This is a genomic window from Serratia sp. AR11, assembly GCF_056376275.1.
In genome coordinates, this window is sequence record NZ_CM150739.1 from 2,929,348 (window position 1) to 2,949,567 (window position 20,220).

Annotated in this window: 16 protein-coding genes; 10 read left to right on the forward strand and 6 right to left on the reverse strand. The window is 55.7% G+C overall.

Annotated elements, in window-relative coordinates; all coding sequences use genetic code 11:
- The first annotated feature begins 1 nt into the window (after position 1).
- From ACSOSI_RS13825 to ACSOSI_RS13840, 4 genes are all read left to right on the forward strand, one after another.
- Positions 2-1,498, forward strand: a complete 1,497-nt coding sequence (locus ACSOSI_RS13825) for a carboxypeptidase M32 (RefSeq protein ID WP_012145320.1) — start codon at positions 2-4, stop codon at positions 1,496-1,498.
- 310 nt (positions 1,499-1,808) lie between these two features.
- Positions 1,809-2,102 (forward strand): acid resistance repetitive basic protein Asr, encoded by a 294-nt coding sequence (gene asr / locus ACSOSI_RS13830; protein ID WP_259189448.1) that lies wholly within the window; start codon positions 1,809-1,811, stop codon positions 2,100-2,102.
- 92 nt (positions 2,103-2,194) lie between these two features.
- Complete coding sequence (gene ydgU, locus ACSOSI_RS13835) at positions 2,195-2,275, forward strand: small membrane protein YdgU (protein WP_455431200.1); 81 nt, start codon at positions 2,195-2,197, stop codon at positions 2,273-2,275.
- 128 nt (positions 2,276-2,403) lie between these two features.
- Positions 2,404-3,225 carry a trypsin-like serine peptidase gene (locus ACSOSI_RS13840; RefSeq protein ID WP_041418578.1) on the forward strand — a complete coding sequence of 274 codons (822 nt, stop codon included), beginning with the start codon at positions 2,404-2,406 and terminating at the stop codon, positions 3,223-3,225.
- 31 nt (positions 3,226-3,256) lie between these two features.
- Here ACSOSI_RS13840 and hrpA read toward each other — a convergent pair whose 3' ends face one another.
- Positions 3,257-7,144 (reverse strand): ATP-dependent RNA helicase HrpA, encoded by a 3,888-nt coding sequence (hrpA, locus tag ACSOSI_RS13845; protein ID WP_261408917.1) that lies wholly within the window; start codon positions 7,142-7,144, stop codon positions 3,257-3,259.
- Positions 7,145-7,413: 269 nt separating this feature from the next.
- Between hrpA and azoR the strand changes: the two genes are divergently transcribed.
- Positions 7,414-8,019 (forward strand): FMN-dependent NADH-azoreductase, encoded by a 606-nt coding sequence (azoR, locus tag ACSOSI_RS13850; protein WP_218216510.1) that lies wholly within the window; start codon positions 7,414-7,416, stop codon positions 8,017-8,019.
- Positions 8,020-8,231: 212 nt separating this feature from the next.
- Here the strand turns inward: azoR and ACSOSI_RS13855 are convergent, their stop codons facing one another.
- The 3 genes from ACSOSI_RS13855 to ACSOSI_RS13865 are packed head-to-tail and all read right to left on the reverse strand — an operon-like array spanning position 8,232 to position 11,370.
- The gene (locus tag ACSOSI_RS13855; RefSeq protein WP_012145325.1) at positions 8,232-8,555 is read right to left on the reverse strand and encodes a YdbL family probable chaperone protein; all 324 of its coding nucleotides are present in this window, start codon (positions 8,553-8,555) and stop codon (positions 8,232-8,234) included.
- 8 nt (positions 8,556-8,563) lie between these two features.
- Positions 8,564-8,761, reverse strand: a complete 198-nt coding sequence (locus tag ACSOSI_RS13860) for a YnbE family lipoprotein (protein ID WP_012145326.1) — start codon at positions 8,759-8,761, stop codon at positions 8,564-8,566.
- Entirely contained in the window at positions 8,758-11,370 is a 2,613-nt protein-coding gene (locus ACSOSI_RS13865) for a YdbH family protein (protein WP_476705633.1), read from the reverse strand. The genes ACSOSI_RS13860 and ACSOSI_RS13865 overlap by 4 nt, the downstream gene beginning before the upstream one ends.
- A 557-nt stretch (positions 11,371-11,927) precedes the next feature.
- On the opposite strand from ACSOSI_RS13865, the gene ACSOSI_RS13870 reads away from it, so the two are divergent.
- Together ACSOSI_RS13870 and hslJ are read left to right on the forward strand one after the other, a co-directional pair.
- Positions 11,928-12,920 (forward strand): 2-hydroxyacid dehydrogenase, encoded by a 993-nt coding sequence (locus ACSOSI_RS13870; RefSeq protein ID WP_012145328.1) that lies wholly within the window; start codon positions 11,928-11,930, stop codon positions 12,918-12,920.
- A 21-nt stretch (positions 12,921-12,941) separates the two neighbouring features.
- Positions 12,942-13,370: a heat shock protein HslJ gene (gene hslJ / locus ACSOSI_RS13875; RefSeq protein ID WP_012145329.1), complete on the forward strand. Its 429-nt coding sequence runs from the start codon at positions 12,942-12,944 to the stop codon at positions 13,368-13,370.
- A 42-nt stretch (positions 13,371-13,412) separates the two neighbouring features.
- Here hslJ and ACSOSI_RS13880 read toward each other — a convergent pair whose 3' ends face one another.
- Positions 13,413-13,673: a DUF333 domain-containing protein gene (locus ACSOSI_RS13880; protein ID WP_017892986.1), complete on the reverse strand. Its 261-nt coding sequence runs from the start codon at positions 13,671-13,673 to the stop codon at positions 13,413-13,415.
- Between the two features lie 435 nt (positions 13,674-14,108).
- Positions 14,109-14,441: an SMR family transporter gene (locus ACSOSI_RS13885; RefSeq protein ID WP_012145331.1), complete on the reverse strand. Its 333-nt coding sequence runs from the start codon at positions 14,439-14,441 to the stop codon at positions 14,109-14,111.
- Positions 14,442-14,691: 250 nt separating this feature from the next.
- Between ACSOSI_RS13885 and nifJ the strand changes: the two genes are divergently transcribed.
- The 3 genes from nifJ (at position 14,692) to umuC (ending at position 20,205) form a co-directional block, all read left to right on the forward strand.
- Positions 14,692-18,225, forward strand: coding sequence for a pyruvate:ferredoxin (flavodoxin) oxidoreductase (nifJ, locus tag ACSOSI_RS13890; protein WP_476705634.1), 3,534 nt, complete (start codon positions 14,692-14,694; stop codon positions 18,223-18,225).
- A gap of 289 nt (positions 18,226-18,514) precedes the next feature.
- A complete protein-coding gene (umuD, locus tag ACSOSI_RS13895; RefSeq protein WP_012145333.1) occupies positions 18,515-18,937 on the forward strand; it encodes a translesion error-prone DNA polymerase V autoproteolytic subunit in 423 nt (140 codons plus the stop codon).
- Positions 18,937-20,205 carry a translesion error-prone DNA polymerase V subunit UmuC gene (gene umuC / locus ACSOSI_RS13900; protein WP_476705635.1) on the forward strand — a complete coding sequence of 423 codons (1,269 nt, stop codon included), beginning with the start codon at positions 18,937-18,939 and terminating at the stop codon, positions 20,203-20,205. The genes umuD and umuC overlap by 1 nt, the downstream gene beginning before the upstream one ends.
- Positions 20,206-20,220 lie beyond the last annotated feature (15 nt).

A 20,220-nucleotide genomic window follows, 5' to 3' on the forward strand; every position in this document is an offset into this window, starting at 1 on the left:
GATGACATCTGCACATTCCCCTTCTTCTTACGACGAGCTGCGTGCCATTTTCACCCGCCTGTCACGCTTCGGCCATCTCTCCGCCATTGCCGGCTGGGATATGCAAACCATGATGCCACCGGGCGGCAGTAAAGCACGTTCCGAGGCACTGGCTGAGCTAAGCGTATTGCAACACCAGATTTTAACGTCGGATAAAACCGGTCGTCTGTTTGAACGCGCACAGCAAGAAACGCTGGACGACATTGACCAGGCGAATTTGCTGGAGATGCGCCGCCAGTATGACAATGCAGTGCTGGTACCAGAATCGTTGGTCGAGGCTAAATCCCTGGCCGGTGCACGCTGTGAACATGCCTGGCGTTCCCAACGCCCAGCCAACGACTGGGAAGGTTTCGCGGAAAATCTGCGCGAAGTGGTTAAACTGAGCCGCCAGGAAGCGCAGATCCGTGCCGAAGCGGCAGGTAGCAGTCGTTATGATGCCCTGCTGAACCTTTATGAACCGGGAATGCGCAGCAGCGATATTGATCGCATTTTTGGCGATTTGAAAACCTGGCTGCCCGACCTGCTGCAGAAGGTAGTGGCTAAACAGGCCCAGGAACCTTGTCTGGTTCCGCAGGGGCCGTTCAATGTGGAAACCCAACGTCAACTGAGCCTGAGCGTGATGAAGCTGCTCGGCTTTAACTTCGACGGCGGTCGCGTGGACGTCAGCGCTCACCCATTCTGCGGCGGCGTACCGGAAGATGTTCGTATTACCACCCGCTACAACGACAAAGAATTTCTGACCGCATTGCTCGGCATCGTGCATGAAACCGGCCATGCTCGTTACGAACAAAATCTGCCACGCGAATGGCTGGGCCAGCCGGTAGCCCAGGCTCGTTCAACCGCTATCCATGAGTCGCAGAGTCTGCTGTTTGAAATGCAACTGGCGCGCGGCAGCGATTTCCTGAAGATCCTGCGTCCACTGGTGGTCAAACAATTCGGCGAGCAACCGGCATTGGAAGAAGGTAACTTCATCCGACTAAATCAGCGAGTGAAACCAGGCCTGATCCGCGTAGACGCTGACGAAGTCAGCTACCCGGCGCACGTGATCCTGCGCTATGAAATCGAGAAGGCTCTGGTCGAAGGCGAGATTGAGGTAGAAGATATCCCGGCGCTGTGGGGCGAGAAAATGCACGGTTACCTTGGCCTCGATACTATCGGCAACTACCGTAACGGCTGTATGCAGGATATTCACTGGACCGATGGTGCCTTCGGTTACTTCCCGACGTACACCCTGGGTGCCATGTATGCCGCGCAACTGTTCCACAGCGTCCGCAAAGCTCTGCCAACGCTGGACAGTGACATTGCTGAAGGCAATCTGAATCCATTGTTCCAATGGCTGAAGCAGAATATCTGGCGTCACGGCAGCCGTTTCCCTACGAATACCCTGATCGCCAATGCGACCGGCGAGGCCCTGAACCCAGACTATTTCCGTAAGCATTTGGAAAGTCGTTACCTGTAAGATCCCCAGGCACGGCTAATCCCGTGCCTTTTTCCCCCTGCTTTGCCGCCGCTATTCCATAGCGCACCTCCTCCACCCAAGACGCCCAGGCTGCAGAGTACCGGTTGGCCACTCCCTATATGTATGTTGTAACTAAAGTGAGATTTAAAGCTCGATGGATCCAGTTCGTTAACCGGCCAGTGCTCGCGATGTACATTAGGTTACACGCCGAAACCAATCACTCACGGAAAGCATCGGGCCGTTTGCCTACTATCTTATCACCGGCCCCGCAGTGGGCTTGATACATGATGAGTAACTTGAGGAATCAACGATGAAAAAAGTATTAGCTCTGGTTGTTGCCGCTGCAATGGGTCTGTCTTCTGTTGCCTTCGCTGCTGACGCTGCCACTACCACCACTACCGCACCTGCGGCGACGGCTACCACCACCGCGGCTGCACCAGCCAAGACCACTCACGTGAAAAAACATCACGCGAAGAAAGCGCCAGCTCAAAAAGCTCAGGCGGCTAAAAAGCACCACAAAGCCACCGCTAAAAAAGCGCCGGCTCAGAAAGCCCAGGCAGCTAAAAAACACCACAAAACAGCCAGCCATAAAAAAGCGGCGTAAACAGCAATTAATGTGAGGCTCCCCTCACCAGTTCAGGCTTGAGTTGTCCAACACCCGGTTCGCCGGGTGTTTTTTCATCGGGGGTTCTCATCATGCTGCGTCGCTACCTATTTGAAATCATTCTGACCACGCTGATCCTCTGTGGACTGATCGCCGCCTTTTTTTATCTGTAGCCACACCGCCCTCTGGATAATAAATTATTGAAAAATCAATCACTGCCCATCCACACGGCGACTAATTCAGTCTATAGTTACCATTCAGTGTGTTTATGGATGATCCGTATTTTCCAGGCAAGAAACCTATGCGCATAACCGTTTTGCTGTTGCTGTGCTCATTCCCGCTCGCACTCTCCCTCTCAGCACGGGCTGACAGCCCATCCGATTCGTCGACCGCTGAGCAAACCCGCCTTTTTTTTGGCAAAGATGAACGAATAAAAGTAACGGAAACCGACGGTTGGCCGTGGCAGGCCATTGGGCAAGTGGAAACCGCCAGCGGTAACCTGTGCACCGCCACGCTGATCTCTCCGCATCTGGCGCTCACCGCAGGCCACTGCGTGCTGGCACCACCGGGTCAACTGGATAAAGCCATTGCGCTGCGTTTTGTTGCCGGTAATAAGACCTGGAAATACCAGACCGACAATATTGAGACGCTGGTGGATCGCAAACTGGGGAAAAAACTCAAACCTGACGGCGATGGCTGGATTGTACCGCCAGCGGCAGCAGCCTATGACTTTGCCCTGATCCGTCTGAAGGATAAAAAAACCTTGCCGATTAAGCCGCTGCCGTTGTGGCAAGGCGACAGCAAGGCACTGACCCAGGCAATGAAACAAGCCAAACGGCTGATTACCCAGGCGGGATACCCGGAAGACCATCTGGACGACCTCTACAGCCACCAGAACTGTAAAGTGACCGGCTGGGCGCAACAAGGCGTCCTGTCGCACCAGTGCGATACCCTGCCCGGCGATAGCGGTTCGCCGTTACTGCTGAAAACTGCCGACGGTTGGCGGCTTATTGCCATTCAAAGCTCCGCACCGGCAGCCAAAGACCGTTACCGCGCCGATAACCGCGCGCTGGCTGTGACCGGCATCCGCGATGCGCTGGACGCGCTGGCGGCGGGAAAATAAAACCCGGGGGCAACTTATTGCCCCCGATTAATTACACTGAAAGCTGCTCGATAGTCTGCAGGATGCGTTTGTCCGAGATCGGATAAGGCGTGCCCAGTTGCTGAGCGAACAGGCTGACGCGCAGCTCTTCAATCATCCAGCGCACCTCTTTCACCTCTTCATCCTGCTGGCGTTTCGGCGGCAGTTTGTTCAGCCATTGCTGCCAGGCCTGCTGCACCTGTTCCACCCGTAGCATTTGCGCGCGGTCGCGGTGCGGATCGATAGCCAGTTTCTCCAACCGACGTTCAATCGCCTGCAGATAACGTAGCGTATCCGGCAGGCGCTTCCAGCCGTTGTTGGTGACGAACCCACGATAAACCAGAGCGCCGAGCTGAGTTTTGATATCTGACAGTGCCAGCGCCAACGAGATATCAACCCGGCCTTTCAAGCGCTTGTTGATGTTAAACACCGCCGTCAGGATTTGTTCGACCTGTTTGGCTACGCCCACCACCGTTTCATTCAGTTCGCCGCGCACCAGTTCCTGCAGACGGGCAAAGTTTTCTTCCTGCCACACCGGCCCGCCGTGTTCGGCGATCAGTTTGTCGATACCGCACGAAATGCAATCGTCGATCAGATCCAACACCCTACCGTAAGGGTTAAAGTACAGCCCCAGCTTGGCCTTGTTCGGCAGTTTTTCATGCAGATATTTGATAGGTGAAGGAATATTCAACAACAGCAGGCGGCGCGTACCCTGCCACATCGCCTGTCGCTGCTCCTGCTCGCTGTCGAACAGGCGGATCGCCACGCTGTCTTTTTCGTCCACCAGCGCCGGGTAAGCCTTCATCGAGTAGCCACCGCGTTTCTGCTCATAAAACTCCGGCAGTTTGCCGAAGCTCCAGATATGCAGATTGCTTTGTTCCAGCCCATCGTCCGCCACCGCCGACAGCGTTTCCTGCACCTTGTCCTTCAGCTTGAGCTTCAATGCCGTCAGATCTTTGCCTTCAAGCAGGGTTTTGTGTTTTTCACCCACCACCCGGAATGTCATCTTGAGGTGATCGGGCACCTGATCCCATTGCCAGTCTTCACGTGACACCGTCACACCAGTCATGCGACGCAGCTCGCGCTCCAGTGAATCCAGCAGCGGCATCTCCAGCGGCGTCGCCCGCCCCAGGAAAGCTTCGGCGTAGTTCGGTGCCGGCACAAAATTGCGGCGTACCGGCTTCGGCAAAGACTTGATCAAGGCAATGATCAGTTCCCGCCGAATGCCCGGGATCTGCCATTCGAAGCCCTGCTGCTCAACCTGATTAAGAATAGGCAGCGGAATGTGTACCGTCACGCCATCGGCGTCGGTGCCCGGTTCAAACTGGTAAGTCAGGCGCAGTTTGAGGTTGCCCTGGTACCAGGTGTTTGGGTAGTCCAGCGCACTGACCTGATTGGCGCCGTCTTTGATCAGCATTTCCTTTTCAAAACTGAGCAGGTCTGAATTTTGCTTACCGGCGTTTTTCCACCAGTTATCGAAATGGCGTCCGGACACCACATCGTTCGGAATGCGCTGATCGTAGAAAGCAAACAGGGTTTCGTCGTCCACCAGAATGTCACGGCGACGCGATTTATGTTCCAGCTCTTCCACTTCGGCACGCAGTTTCAGGTTAGCGGCAAAGAACGCATGTCGCGTCTGCCAGTCGCCTTCCACCAACGCATGGCGGATAAACAGCTCACGGCACAGCAGCGGATCAATGGTGCTGTAATTGACCGAGCGCGCGGCAACGATCGGCAACCCGAACAGCGTTACCTTTTCGCTGGCCATCACCGCCCCCTGGGATTTGGACCAGTGGGGTTCGCTGTAGCTGTGCTTCACCAGATGCTGAGCCAGCGGTTCTATCCATTCCGGCTCGATACGTGCGGCAATACGCCCCCACAGGCGGCTGGTTTCCACCAGTTCGGCCACCATGGTCCACTTCGGCGGCTTCTTGAACAGGCCGGAACCCGGGAAGATGGAGAAACGCGCGTTGCGAGCACCGGTGAACTCCTGCTTGTCGACATCTTTCTGACCGATGTGCGACAGCAAGCCGGTCAGCAGTGCGGTATGCACGCTGCGGTAATCGGAAGGTTCGCTGTTAACCGGCAGCCCCAGCTCTTTCACCACCTGACGCAGTTGGGTGTAAATATCCTGCCATTCGCGCACCCGCAGGTAGTTCAGGAAATCATTGCGGCACAGCCGACGGAACTGGCTGGAGGAATGCTCTTTTTGCTGCTCTTTCAGCCAGTCCCACAGGTTCACGTAGGCCAGGAAGTCCGAGTCTTTATCCGCGAAGCGACGGTGCTTTTCATCCGACGCCTGCTGTTTGTCCATTGGCCGTTCACGCGGATCCTGAATCGACAACGCCGCGGTGATAATCATCACCTCGCGCACGCTACCGCTCTTCTGCGCTTCCAGCACCATACGCGCCAGGCGTGGGTCGATCGGCAACTGTGCCAATTGACGGCCTTGGGCGGTGAGCTGGTAGTGGCCATTGTCTGCCGTTTTAATCGCCCCCAATTCTTCCAGCAGGCGCACGCCGTCCAGAATATTGCGTTTGTCCGGTGCTTCCACAAACGGAAATGCGGCAATGTCGCCCAACCCGAGCGAGGTCATCTGCAAAATCACCGATGCCAGATTGGTGCGCAGGATCTCCGGATCGGTAAACTCCGGTCGCGACAGGAAATCCTGTTCCGCATACAGGCGAATACAAATACCGTCCGACACACGGCCGCAGCGGCCCTTACGCTGGTTGGCCGAGGCCTGCGACACCGGCTCGATCGGCAGTCGCTGTACCTTGGTACGGAAGCTGTAGCGGCTGATACGCGCCGTCCCCGGATCAATCACATACTTGATGCCCGGTACGGTTAATGAGGTTTCCGCCACGTTGGTGGCCAGCACAATGCGCCGCCCGTGGTGTGACTGAAATACCCGGTTCTGTTCGCTGTTGGACAGCCGGGCATACAGCGGCAAGACTTCGGTATGTGGCAGATTGAGGCGATTCAATGCATCAGCGGTATCACGGATTTCGCGCTCACCGCTCATAAAGATCAGGATATCCCCCGGCCCTTCGCGGCCAAGCTCATCCACCGCATCAAAAATCGCCTGCAGTTGATCGCGGTCGGTATCGTCGGCGTCGTCCACCACCGGGCGGTAACGGACTTCCACCGGATAAGTCCGGCCGGAAACTTCAATAATCGGCGCGTTGTTGAAGTGACGTGAAAACCGCTGCGGATCTATGGTTGCCGAGGTGATGATGACTTTCAGATCGGGGCGCTTCGGTAGCAGTTCGCGCAGGTAGCCGAGGATAAAATCGATGTTCAGGCTGCGTTCATGCGCCTCATCGATAATCAGCGTGTCGTACTGCATCAACAGCCGATCCTGCTGGATTTCCGCCAGCAGGATGCCGTCGGTCATCAGCTTGACCAGGGTATTTTCCCCGACCTGATCGTTAAAACGTACCTTATAACCGACGCTGCCGCCCAATGGGGTTTCCAGTTCGTCGGCAATGCGGTTGGCCACGGTGCGCGCGGCCAGGCGTCGAGGCTGGGTATGGCCGATCAGCCCTTTGACCCCGCGCCCCAATTCCAGGCAGATCTTCGGCAACTGGGTGGTTTTCCCCGAGCCGGTTTCACCGGCAACAATCACCACCTGATGGTCACGGATCGCCTGCAGAATATCCTGCTTTTTCTGGCTGACCGGCAGGTTTTCCGGATAGGTTATTTTCGGGCAGGTCGCAGCGCGGGATTGCACCTTACGCAACGCCAGCGCCATGTCACTTTCGATTTCAACGGCAGCCGCCAATTGAGCATCGGGATTTTTGATTTTTCGTGCGCCCTGCAGCCGACGTTGCAGGCGCTGTTGATCACGGAGCATCAGCTCGCCCAGTTGGGCAGACAATGCCGCGAGCGGAGATTTCACGTTCGGTATTCCTTGTTTCATCGCTGCTGTATCAAGCGTTAGCAACGGTTTGGTAATGGGTTAGCCCGTTTTTAGCTTTGGACGCGAAGAATATCACAAGCCGCTTTTTCCCCATAATCCCGCCGCTTAAGGCCCAAAAGGTTATTCAATAAAATCGAACAAAGGTCTCGAAATATTGCGCTATCACTGCTGGAAAAATGTGAATAGAGTGTACTGCATGCAAGGGACGCACCGTCCTGATGTCACTGTCTTAACCTAAGGAATTACCGATGAGCAAAGTATTGGTTCTTAAATCAAGCATCCTGGCAGGTTACTCTCAGTCTAACCAACTGGCCGATTTCTTCGTTGAGCAATGGGCAAGCGCTCATGGCAACGACACTATCACCGTACGTGACCTGGCTGCACAGCCAATCCCGGTACTGGACGGTGAGCTGGTGGGTGCACTGCGCCCTTCCGATACGCCGCTGACCCCACGTCAGACCGAAGCGCTGGCCTTGTCCGACGAACTAATCGCTGAACTGCAGGCCAATGACACCATCGTTATGGCGGCACCGATGTACAACTTCAACATCCCGACCCAGTTGAAAAACTATTTCGACCTGATTGCCCGTGCCGGCGTCACCTTCCGTTACACCGAAAACGGCCCTGAAGGCCTGGTGAAAGGCAAACGCGCCATCATCCTGACCAGCCGCGGCGGCATTCATAAAGGCACCCCGACTGACCTGGTTGAACCTTACCTGCGTCTGTTCCTGGGCTTTATCGGCATCACCGACGTTGAGTTCGTGTTTGCGGAAGGCATCGCTTACGGCCCGGACGTCGCGACCAAAGCACAGGCCGACGCCAAGGCCTTACTGACTCAGGTGGTTGCCGCCTGATGTCCCTCGCTGGGGCGTAATGATTGTCAGTTAAGGTGTATTGTTCCCTCTCCTTTGGGAGAGGGTTAGGGTGAGGGGATACATACCAACACGAAAGCCCCTCACCCCGGCCCTCTCCCTCGGGAGAGGGGGACGCCCACTTAAACAACGTCGTACATTCTTATTCAGAACTTTGCTTAACTGACCGGCATTACACCTGACGGCGCGTTTTTTTATTTCTTCAGCCACTGCCCGTTAATACCGCGCACGTATTCCCCTGCCGGGGCTCGCGTTACCAACTTCTGCCCCGCCATGCGCGCCACATCGTCGATGGCAATATGATTGCTGTCCGCCACTTGCTGGTATTTTTCGGTGCGCCCGGCATTAATGTTTTTCACCAACGTCAGCGTTTCGGCGTCCTGCTTCACCGGCGCGATATAACCGCTGAGCGTTTCCCCTACGCGGCCCTGCTGTTTGGCCTCATCGAGCGTCAGCGCCATCGCCATGCTGCTGAACATCCAGGCGGCGGCCATCAAGCCTAAATAACGTTTTTTCATGTTGGCTCCTAGAAAAGGCCGCTTTGGGTTTTCAGCAGATTATCAACGTCCTTATCTACCTTGATGTGGATCTCATGCTCGATCTTCACGTTCATGTTGATGGTGATCGGATCTTTAGGCGTCGCGACCTCGATGCGCGGCACGCAGCCGCTCAGCAAAAACGTGCCCAGCACGGCGACCAGCAATGGCCCGCTGATGATTTTCATGGTTGTTCCCCAGGTTTTGAGAGGGCCTGTTCCAGCCACTCCTGTAAATTGTCGCCAAAGCGCAGACTGCGCCACAGCTGAAACACGTTTTCCTGATGGCTATAGTTCAGGATAACTTCTCGTTTGGTACTTTTTTGCGGATTAACCCCGTCAATGCGCGCCTTCAGCGTCAGCTCACCGAGGTTGTCGAGATCAACCCTGGCTTTCGAGCGGTTAATCTCCATATAGCGCAGCCAGTCGATCGCCGCGCCGGTCGCCAGATTATTGCTGCCGATGGCATCGGCCATATCCTTGTCCAGCCGCAGCGTCAGCATGCCCGAGTTGGCGATCCAACCGTTGCGTACCAGCCATTTGGGATGATTGAGATACAGCGGCAGTTCGCCGTCCACCCGCCCGGACATGGCAAACTGTTTTGGCTTTAGCGCGGTAAACAAGGCGCTGAGATCAACTTTATCCAGTTTCAATACGGCAGCGTCATGCTGCGGCATCCGCAGCGCCGACAGGCTGATATGACCGTTTAATGCATCCATTCCGACGTTGCTCAGCGTCAGCGGTGCCTGTTCGCTGTACGGGTAGGTCCCCTGGAGATCGGCGGTAATATTCTGCATTTCAAACAGGTTGCTGAATGACCTGATGCGTAACATCACCGGCTTTTTGGCCCCCAACTGCCAGAGATGGTTTTTCAGTCGGTAGGACATCACAAAGTCCAGGCCGCTCATCTCGCCGTCTTTCAGCCACATGCCGCCGTTTTTCACCACCCAGTGGCCACCGGCCTCAAAGCCCTGTACCCGGGCCGCAGAGAAGGCCGACTGGGCATAAAACTCGCCGTCGCGCAGTTTGATATTCAGATCGGGTGAGATCAAGGGTTGGAACACTTCCAGCGACTGTTTTGGCCACCAGCCCTCTCCGCGCAAACGCTCACCGTCCCAGCGGCCTCGCAGTGCTATCGGCCCAATCTGTTCCGCCTGCAGTTTGCCCTGTAGCTGGAAACTGTCCGGCGCCTTGCCCTTGAGCTGCAGCGCCAGCACCGGGGCCGGCAGGTAACCCCCGTTGGTGAAGCTAACCTTGCCGGAAACCAGCTGCAGTTCGCCATTGAATGCCGGGGCCTGCTGGTCACGCTGCCAACGCAGCGGTTGGCTAAGACTGAGACGCGGTGCGTCTACCGTCACCATGCTGTACTTCAATTGATCAAAACCGGTAGAAAGGCGATCGAGCACCAGGGTGCTGTCCTGCCAACTGCCGCTGCCGGCGACGTCCCAGGCAGCCTGTAGCGGCGGCAACTGGCCGTTACCCCAATAGCGCCATTGCCAGTTACCGTGATCCGGCCAAAAATCCTGGGCCTTGCCGTCCAGATGCAGTTTAAAACGGCCCCAATAGCTGTCGCTGGCATTGATGATCGCCTGCAGGCGGCCGGTGATACCGCCCGCGGTGACCTTCACGCCGGCCAGCGGCAACCGCGCCTCTTCCAGTTTCATTTCCGGTGTGGCGTTGCCCCACAAACGCAGCAGTGCCCCTGACTGCAACACCAGCGTCGGGTTAAGAATAGTGCCGCTGATGATGCCGGGGATGGAAGCGGTCATGGAAAAATCGGCCATATTCGCCTGACCGGTCAGTTGGAAGCGTAAGTCGCTGTCGATCAGCCCGACCTTACCCGGCCCCAGCGTCAACACCGCGTTGCCCTTGCCGTTATGTCCGTCGGTGATCACATTTAAACGGGCACTGATCTGGGCTTCATCAAAGCCTTTGCTCCAGTCATGCAGCGCGATGCTCAAGCCGCCGTTAAGCGGTTGCTGACTGTACGGCCAGCGCCACTCGCCCTGCTTGATACTCACCTGCTGCGGGTTGATCTCCCACGGCAAGGTGGCCAAGGGTTTATCTGCCCCCTTTTCTGTCAGCGTCATCACCCCCTGCTGCTGTTGCCAGCGCATATCCAGCAGCAAAGGCTTTTCCAGATAAGCGGTCTGCAGTTCGCCCTGCAATGCGCCTTGCGTCGGCATGCTGTCCAAATCCAGAGGAATGCTGATTTTTCCGGTCAGATGCAGCGGCTGTGGGCTGTTGGGTGCGGTGAGCGTCAGGCTATTCAGCGTCAGTTGTTGATGTTGATCCAGCAGCGCGTCAACGCTGATGTTGGGGCCTTGATATTGCAGGCTCTGGCCTTCTGGCTTGGCGTGTATCTGCAGTTTACCGGCATAGAATTGCCACGGCAGCACCGAGAGATCCTTAATGGTGATATCCAGCAGCGGCAGTTGTTTTTGCAGTTGGTCAAGCGCCAGGGGGGCGCTATTGGCATCACCGGCAGGCAATTTTGATAGGCAGGCCGTATCGACATGCAGCTTGTCGCCGATCAGTTGCCAACGCCCTTGCTGATAAGCCAATCGGGTTGGGCCGGCGCTGGCAAGCAGGCAGTCTTGCGCTAAAAAGCGGGCGCCATCCAACTGCAAGGCGCCCTGGTGCCACTGTAGTTTGCCCTGCAAAACCAACTGGCTGCCCTGCGGTAACCAGTGCGAGAGCACACGCGGCAGCCAGCGCGGCAGAGTTTGCCACAGCGCCACCAGCAGGATCAGCACACTCACCACAATCCCTATGAATACTTTCAATCGCTTAGTCATTAAATGATTGTTTCATTCCTGAGTTAGGCGCCCTTTGCCCGGGCCAAAGACCGTTTAGGTTTAGGCTAAGTCTATGCCTGAATTGGCAATAATGATGGCATGAATTTGACATAGGGTGAAGCTGAGACCGAAGAAGATACCTTGTCCCGGGGCTTTTATAGCCATTGCTGCGGATGCTGTAAGTTTTAGTTACATATTCATCACATGAATATGACCTATTTCAGACTTTTGTTATTGTCGTTACATTTGATCATTAATAGTCTTGCAAGCATTCTAACAAAAGTCAGCTGCTAGCTAACTATACTGAGAAGCCATTCCCCACCCCCCGTGGGGATTTTTTTTGGCTCAGGCCGAAAGAGCCTTGCGCCGCACATCGCCTTGCCAATCCACCCACCACGAATATCCGCCATACTCCAGCGTCGCCAGCTACCCTTAATTGATACCGCCCCAGGCGATAGTAGTTACCCTTTTTTAACGTTACCGAAGCCGGCTAACCAATTGTAGAATTTACTAAAATCTGTTAAATTGATCACAAAAATGACGCTGGAGAAACCACGATGAAAATGGCGATATACAGCACTAAACAGTATGACCGTAAATATCTCGAACTGGTGAATCAGCAGTTTGGCTACGAGCTGGAGTTTTTCGATTTCCTGCTCAGTAAAAGAACCGCCAAAAACGCCGCCGGTTGCAAAGCCATCTGTATCTTCGTTAACGACGACGGCAGCCGTGAAGTCCTTGAAGAACTGGCGGCGCTGGGGGTGGAAATCCTGGCCCTGCGCTGCGCCGGTTTCAATAACGTGGATCTGGACGCCGCCAAAGAATTGGGCATCAAAGTGGTACGCGTCCCGGCCTATTCGCCGGAAGCGGTCGCTGAACACGCCGTGGGGATGATGATGTGCCTGAATCGTCGTATTCATCGCGCTTATCAGCGTACCCGCGATGCCAACTTCTCGCTCGAGGGGTTGATTGGCTTCAATATGCATAACCGCACCGCCGGGGTGATTGGCACCGGTAAAATTGGCATCGCCACCATGCGGATCCTGAAAGGGTTTGGCATGAAACTATTGGCTTATGATCCCTACCCAAGCGAACAAGCGCTGGAGATGGGTGCCGAATATGTCGATCTGAAAACGCTGTACGCACAGTCCGACGTGATCACCCTGCACTGCCCGTTGACGCCGGAAAACCACCATCTGCTGGACAGTGATGCTTTCAGCCTGATGAAAAACGGCGTGATGATTATCAACACCAGCCGTGGCGCACTGATTGACTCCTCGGCGGCGATTGATGCCTTGAAACAGCAGAAAATCGGCGCACTGGGAATGGATGTGTATGAGAATGAACGCGATCTGTTCTTTGAAGACAAATCCAATGACGTGATCCAGGACGATATCTTCCGCCGCCTGTCAGCCTGCCACAACGTGCTGTTTACCGGCCATCAGGCTTTCCTGACCGAAGAGGCGCTGACCAGCATCTCGGAAACCACGCTGAAAAACATTCACCAATTGGAACAGGGCGAGAACTGCCCGAATCAGCTTAATGCCTGATATTTTTAACAAGGAGAGTCGATGAAAAAGTCTATCTCAGTGGCGTTAACGGCGCTGCTGTTAGCGGGGTGTGGTATGAGCCAGAACGGTAAAACGGTGACAGAAAGCGATCTGTTGCATCACAATTTTGCGCTGCAAAGCGTCGATGGCGTGGCGGTAAAGTCACGCCCCGGCAACGGACCCAATCTTGAGTTCGGTGAGAAAATGCACGTTTCCGGCGCCATGTGTAATCACTTCTTTGGTGGCGGCCAATTGCAAGACGGCGTGTTGACGGTGCCAGGGCTGGCTTCAACCCGCATGGCCTGCTCAGACCCGCAACTCAACCAGTGGGATTGGTTGATTGGCGACGTGCTGGGCAAAGGGGCAAAAGTCACCCTCAGCGCTCAGAAATTGACACTGAGCGGCAGCGGCCACGTCCTGGTCTATACCCAGCGAGACTGGGTGCAGTAATCCCTGTTCACCAGGCCCAGGTGGCCTGGTGTTCTTTCCGGTTTAACCGGCGGTTGAACAGGCTCCCTGCCCCAGCGTCCATTCTTCGCATTGCTTACCATTCGGCATCTGGCACATTCTTACCGCCTCGCCGTTTAAATTGTGCGTCACGGTAGTGGTACCGCCCACGCTGGCGCAGTTCGCGCTGGTCTGTAAGGTATTGATTCTGGCGCTGTTGCCCTGCTGTACTGGCTCTTCATTTTTGCTGCTGCATGCGGCCAAAAGCAATACGGCACCGGCCAGCAACCATTTTGATGTTGTCATTATCCCACTCCTGAACCCGGAACTAAGCTGTGTAAAATCGCCATTGCCGATAACTCGCGTCACTTTATGCGGACACGTTTCGTTATCTTTGATGCAAACCTATTTAATCTAGCCTGATATATAAATAATGAAAATATATTCCTGCAATTATTTGGCGTTTATTTGAACGTTGCGATCATTCTTGTCGTCACCGCGGCTTTCACGCAGCTCATGGAGCAGCCAGCGTGCGGTCTGGGCGACACGTGCGATAACAGGTTCGAAGGAACAGATTGGGAGCAATAGACGGGCTGGGAATTGTCAGACAATAGTAAAAAAACAGCGTTGGTTTTGTTACTGGATGAATATAACTGATTAATTATTTTCAGTTATTATTACTGAGGCGTTCAGCCAGCGTCACTGAATGTCACGCTGGCTATGTTCACCTTAAAATAACAATTAGTGCGCCGCCGTTTTCGACAGTAAATTAATCACCAGTACGCCGGCAATAATTAACCCCATCCCGAGAACTGCCGGTAAATCCAGTTTTTGCTGATAAACAAATACTGCCGCAATGGACACCAGGACAATGCCCATACCGGACCAGATAGCGTAGACAATGCCTAGCGGCATGGTTTTAACCACCATCGACAGCCCCCAAAAAGCGACCGCGTAACCGACCACCACCACCAGCGACGGCCACAGGCGGGTAAAGCCTTCAGAGGCTTTCAGCATGGTAGTGGCGACCACTTCCGCCACAATCGCCATGGCTAAATACATAAATCCGCTCATCGTTTTTTCTTCCGTAAGTTCACCTGTTCGACAGTATGACGCGCTGGAAATAAATTGTCGTTAAACAACCATGACAATTCGTCTTCGCGGCGTGATTTTAATGCGGGAAATATCAACTTACAGTAACTCTGGTCGATTTTTCCACCGTCACACAAATGCGATAAAGGGCCAATATATCCCTCTGCTAGACTTTGTTAATTACTGCAAGAGGCGACTTTTGCGGCTTTTTGAGCAATGAAAGGTAAAGTCGATGATTACTACAGATGGTAATAACGCAGTCGCTTCCGTGGCCTATCGCGCCAGCGAAGTGATTGCCATCTACCCGATTACACCCAGTTCGACCATGGCGGAACAGGCCGATGCCTGGTCCGGCGACGGCCGTCAGAATATCTGGGGCGACGTACCGCGAGTGGTGGAAATGCAGTCGGAAGGCGGTGCGATCGCCACCGTGCACGGTGCATTGCAAACCGGCGCACTGTCGACCTCATTTACCTCGTCGCAGGGCCTGCTGTTGATGATCCCGACGCTGTACAAACTGGCCGGTGAACTGACGCCGTTTGTTCTGCACGTCGCCGCACGGACCATCGCTACGCACGCACTGTCGATTTTCGGCGACCATTCCGACGTGATGGCGGTACGCCAGACCGGCTGCGCCATGCTGTGCGCCAGTAACGTGCAGGAGGCGCAGGACTTTGCGTTGATTTCTCAAACGGCGAGCCTCAACAGTCGCCTGCCGTTTATTCACTTTTTTGATGGTTTCCGCACCTCGCATGAAATCAACAAGATCGTCCCGCTGAGCGACGATGCCCTGCGCCAGATGCTGCCGCAGGAAGCGATTGATGCGCACCGCAGCCGCGCGCTGTCACCGGACCATCCCGTGGTGCGCGGTACCTCCGCCAACCCGGATACCTATTTCCAGTCCCGTGAGGCCACCAACCCCTGGTATAACGCGGCCAGTCAGCACGTGATTGATGCGATGGACAAGTTTGCCCAGATCACCGGCCGGGCCTATCAGCCTTTTGAATATTACGGTCATCCACAGGCCGAACGCGTCGTGATCCTGATGGGGTCCGCTATCGGTACCTGTGAAGAAGCGATCGACGCCCTGCTGACTCGCGGCGAAAAAGTCGGCGTGCTGAAAGTACGACTGTTCCGGCCATTCTCCGCGCAACACCTGCTCAGCGTGCTGCCGGCAAGCGCAACGAAAATCGCCGTACTGGATCGCACCAAGGAGCCAGGCGCGCTGGCAGAACCGCTGTATCTGGACGTGATGACCGCGCTGGCCGAAGCCTTCAGCCGGGGTGAACGCGCCAACCTGCCGATGGTGATCGGTGGCCGTTATGGATTGTCCTCGAAAGAGTTCGGGCCGGACTGCGCGTTGGCGGTATTTAAAGAACTGACGCTGGACAAACCGCGCCCGCGTTTTACCGTCGGTATTTTTGACGATGTGACCGGCCTTTCCCTGCCGCTCAGTGAAGAAACCCTGCCGCAGCGTGCCTCGCTGGAGGCGTTATTCTACGGCCTGGGTAGCGACGGGTCGGTTTCCGCCACCAAAAACAACATCAAAATCATCGGTAACAGCACGCCGCTGTACGCACAGGGCTATTTTGTCTACGACTCGAAAAAGGCCGGTGGCCTGACGGTGTCGCATCTGCGCGTCAGTGAACAGCCAATTAACTCGGCCTATCTGGTCAGTCGCGCCGATTTCGTCGGCTGTCACCAATTGCAGTTTATCGATACCTACCAGATGGCGGAGCGCCTGAAACCCGGCGGCATTTTCCTGCTCAATACCCCGTACGGTGCGGAAGAAGCCTGGTCGCGGCTGCCGCAGGAAGTGCAGGCGGTGCTGCAACAGCGTCAGGCGCGATTTTACATCATCAACGCCGCCAAACTGGCGCGGGAATGCCGACTTGGCGCACGCATCAATACCGTGATGCAGATGGCGTTTTTCCACCTGACCCAGATCCTGCCGGGCGATGTGGCACTGCAGCAATTGCGCGACGCCATTGCCCGCAGCTACAGCAGCAAGGGCCAGGATATTGTTGAACGCAACTGGCAGGCGCTGGCCGCTACGCTCGATGCACTGATTGAGATCCCGCTGCAGCCAGTTAACGACAGCAGCCCAATGCGACCGCCAATCGTTTCCGACGCCGCGCCTGACTTTGTCAAAACCGTCACCGCCGCGATGCTGGCCGGATTGGGCGATGCACTGCCAGTGTCCGCCTTCCCGCCGGACGGCACCTGGCCGGTGGGCACCACCCAGTGGGAAAAACGCAATATCGCCGAGGCGATCCCTATCTGGCAGCCGGATCTGTGCACCCAGTGCAACCACTGCGTTGCAGCTTGTCCGCACTCCGCCATTCGCGCCAAAGTGGTTCAGCCGGAGGCCATGGAGCATGCCCCTGCCTCGCTGCAATCGCTGGATGTAAAAGCGCGAGATATGCGCGGTCAGAAATACGTGCTGCAGGTGGCGCCGGAAGACTGTACCGGCTGCAACCTGTGCGTTGAGGTGTGCCCGGCGAAAGACCGCCAGGATCCTGACATCAAGGCCATCAACATGGCGCCACGGCTGGAGCATCTGGCCGTGGAAAAAGAACACTACGACTTCTTCCTGCAACTACCGGAGATCGACCCGGCGCAGCTCGAGCGGATCGATATTCGCACCTCGCAGCTAATTTCGCCGCTGTTCGAATACTCCGGCGCCTGTTCCGGCTGCGGCGAAACGCCGTATATCAAACTGTTGACCCAGCTTTATGGCGACCGGCTGCTGATTGCCAATGCCACCGGCTGCTCATCCATTTACGGCGGCAACCTACCCACCACGCCTTACACCACCAATGCCGAAGGGCGCGGCCCGGCCTGGGCCAACTCGCTGTTTGAGGACAACGCCGAATTCGGTCTGGGCTTCCGCCTGACTGTCGACCAGCACCGCAGCCGCGTATTGCGCCTGTTGAACACGCTGGCACCACAGTTGCCGACACAATTGGTTAATGCTCTGCAGATGGAAGATATCGCACCGGAACCACGCCGCCAGCAGATTGCTGAACTGCGCGGCCTGTTGGCGAAAATCGAAGGTAACGATGCACGCCAACTGGCGACCGACGCCGATTATCTGGTAGATAAGTCCATCTGGTTGATTGGCGGCGATGGCTGGGCTTACGACATCGGGTTCGGTGGGTTGGATCACGTCCTCAGCCTGACCGAGAACGTCAACGTACTGGTGCTGGATACCCAATGTTACTCCAACACCGGTGGCCAACAGTCGAAAGCTACCCCGCTGGGTGCCGTCACCAAGTTCGGTGAGCACGGCAAGCGCAAGGCGCGTAAGGATCTGGGCGTCAGCATGATGATGTACGGCCATGTGTATGTGGCGCAGATCTCGCTGGGTGCGCAGCTCAACCAGACGGTGAAAGCGATTCAGGAGGCCGAGGCCTATCCCGGCCCATCACTGATTATCGCCTACAGCCCCTGCGAAGAGCACGGCTACGATCTGGCGCTCAGTCACGACCAAATGAAACAGTTGACCGCCACCGGTTTCTGGCCGCTGTACCGCTTCGATCCACGCCGTGCCGATGAGGGCAAAGCTGCGCTGGCGCTGGACTCCCGGCCGCCAAACAGCAACCTGACCGAAACGCTGCTGAAAGAACAGCGCTTCCGCCGCCTGAACTCGCAGCAGCCGGAGGTCGCCAGCGCGCTGTATCAGGCCGCAGAGAAAGAGCTGAAGGAGAAGTACGACTTCCTCAGCCTGCTGGCCGGCAAAGGGGAAAAATCCTCCGCCGAGTAAATCATCGGGGCGCGACCGGTTCGCGCCCCGCTTCCAGCCAGCTTTGCCGCTGTGCCTCTTTCACCGCCCCCCGCACGTAGCTCGCCTTTCCCGGCTGATAAAAAACGTTTCCGGGCGTAAAAACACCGCTACATTCGGCCCTGCAAGCCACACCCTAAAAATTTTCCGAGAGGATCATCTTGCCCAACAAGGGGATAGCTGTGGATCCTCTCGCCCTTGACTTTCTTTATGGTTGTAATGGCTAAAACTCGCCTATACTGTATATAAAAACAGTATAGAGAAATGCACCATGAAACACTTTTTCCCCACACCAACCCCAGAGAAACAGTTCATTCCGCTTTACGCCGATAACGTCCCGGCGGGCTTTCCCAGCCCGGCGCAAGACTATATACACGCGCGAATCGACCTCAACGAGTACTGCATTAGCCACCCTTCGGCAACTTACTTTCTGATCGCTTCAGGAGAAAGCATGATCGAAGCCGGGATCACCGACGGATCCATGCTGGTGGTCGATCGCAGTATTGGTGCCTGTCACGGCGATATCGTGATCGCCAGCATCGCAGGCGAGTTCACGGTTAAGCGCCTGTGCCTGCATCCTGTCAAACAACTTGAGCCGATGAACCCGACATTCAGGCCGATACCGCTCCCGGATGATGGTGCGGAACTGGACATTGTCGGCGTGGTGGTTTCAACCATCACCAGGCTGAAATAATGTACGCCCTGGCCGATGTAAACAACTTCTATGCAAGTTGTGAAACGCTGTGGCGTCCGGACCTGCGTGGCCGACCGATTGTTGTTCTGTCGAACAACGACGGCTGTGTGGTGGCGCAGAGCAAAGAGGCAAAGGCCCTGGGCCTGAAAACAGGCGCGCCCTATTTCAAAATAAAACACGACTTTGAGCGTGCCGGGGGTATCGCATTCAGCAGCAACTACGAGCTGTACGCCGATATGTCGATGCGAGTGATGGCCGTGCTCGAAGAAATGGCACCGCGGACCGAAATGTACTCTATCGACGAAAGCTTCCTGGAGCTTGCCGGGGTACAAAATTGTGTCGATTTGGCCACCTTTGGGCATCAGGTTCGCGCCCGCGTTTTGCGATGCACCGGCCTCACCGTCGGCGTCGGTATTGCCCAGACCAAGACGCTGGCAAAGTTGGCGAACTACGCGGCGAAAAAATGGAGTCAGACCCAAGGCGTGGTTGACCTTTCCAACCAGGAGCGGCAGCGAAAACTAATGGATAAAGTACCGGTAGCAGAAGTCTGGGGCATCGGGCGGCGCATAACCAAAGAATTGCAAAATATGGGGATCAAAAGCGCACTGCAGCTGGCGGACGCAAGCACCACGATGATCCGCAAGCATTTCAGCGTGGTGGTTGAACGCACGGTGCGTGAACTGCGTGGTGAACCCTGTTTGTCACTTGAGGAGTTTGCCCCCACCAAACAGCAAATCATTTGCAGCAGATCATTTGGCGAACGCGTCACTGAATACCAGGATATGCATCAGGCGATCTGCATGCACGCTTCCCGCTCGGCAGAAAAACTGCGTGCAGAACACCAGTATTGCCGGAATATCAATGCATGGGTTAAAACCAGCCCCTTCTCGGCCAATGAAAAGTATTACGGCAACACCGCGAGCATCAGGCTCAATACGCCCACGCAAGATACGCGCGACATCATCGCCGCTGCGATTCGATGCCTTGATAAGATATGGCAGCCCGGCCACCGCTATCTAAAAGCCGGCGTTATGCTACAAGACTTTTACTCACAAGGCGTCGCTCAGTTGGACCTCTTCGATGAGTATCAGCCACGGCCTAACAGCGCACGCTTAATGGCCGCGTTGGATAAAATCAATCAGTCCTGGCATGCCGGGATCTGGTTTGCCGGGCAAGGAAACCAACAGACATGGTCGATGAAACGCGAGTTTCTCTCTCCCGCTTACACCACGCGGGTGGCAGATTTGCCGCGTGCCCGCGTGTACTGAGGCAAGCAAACCGCA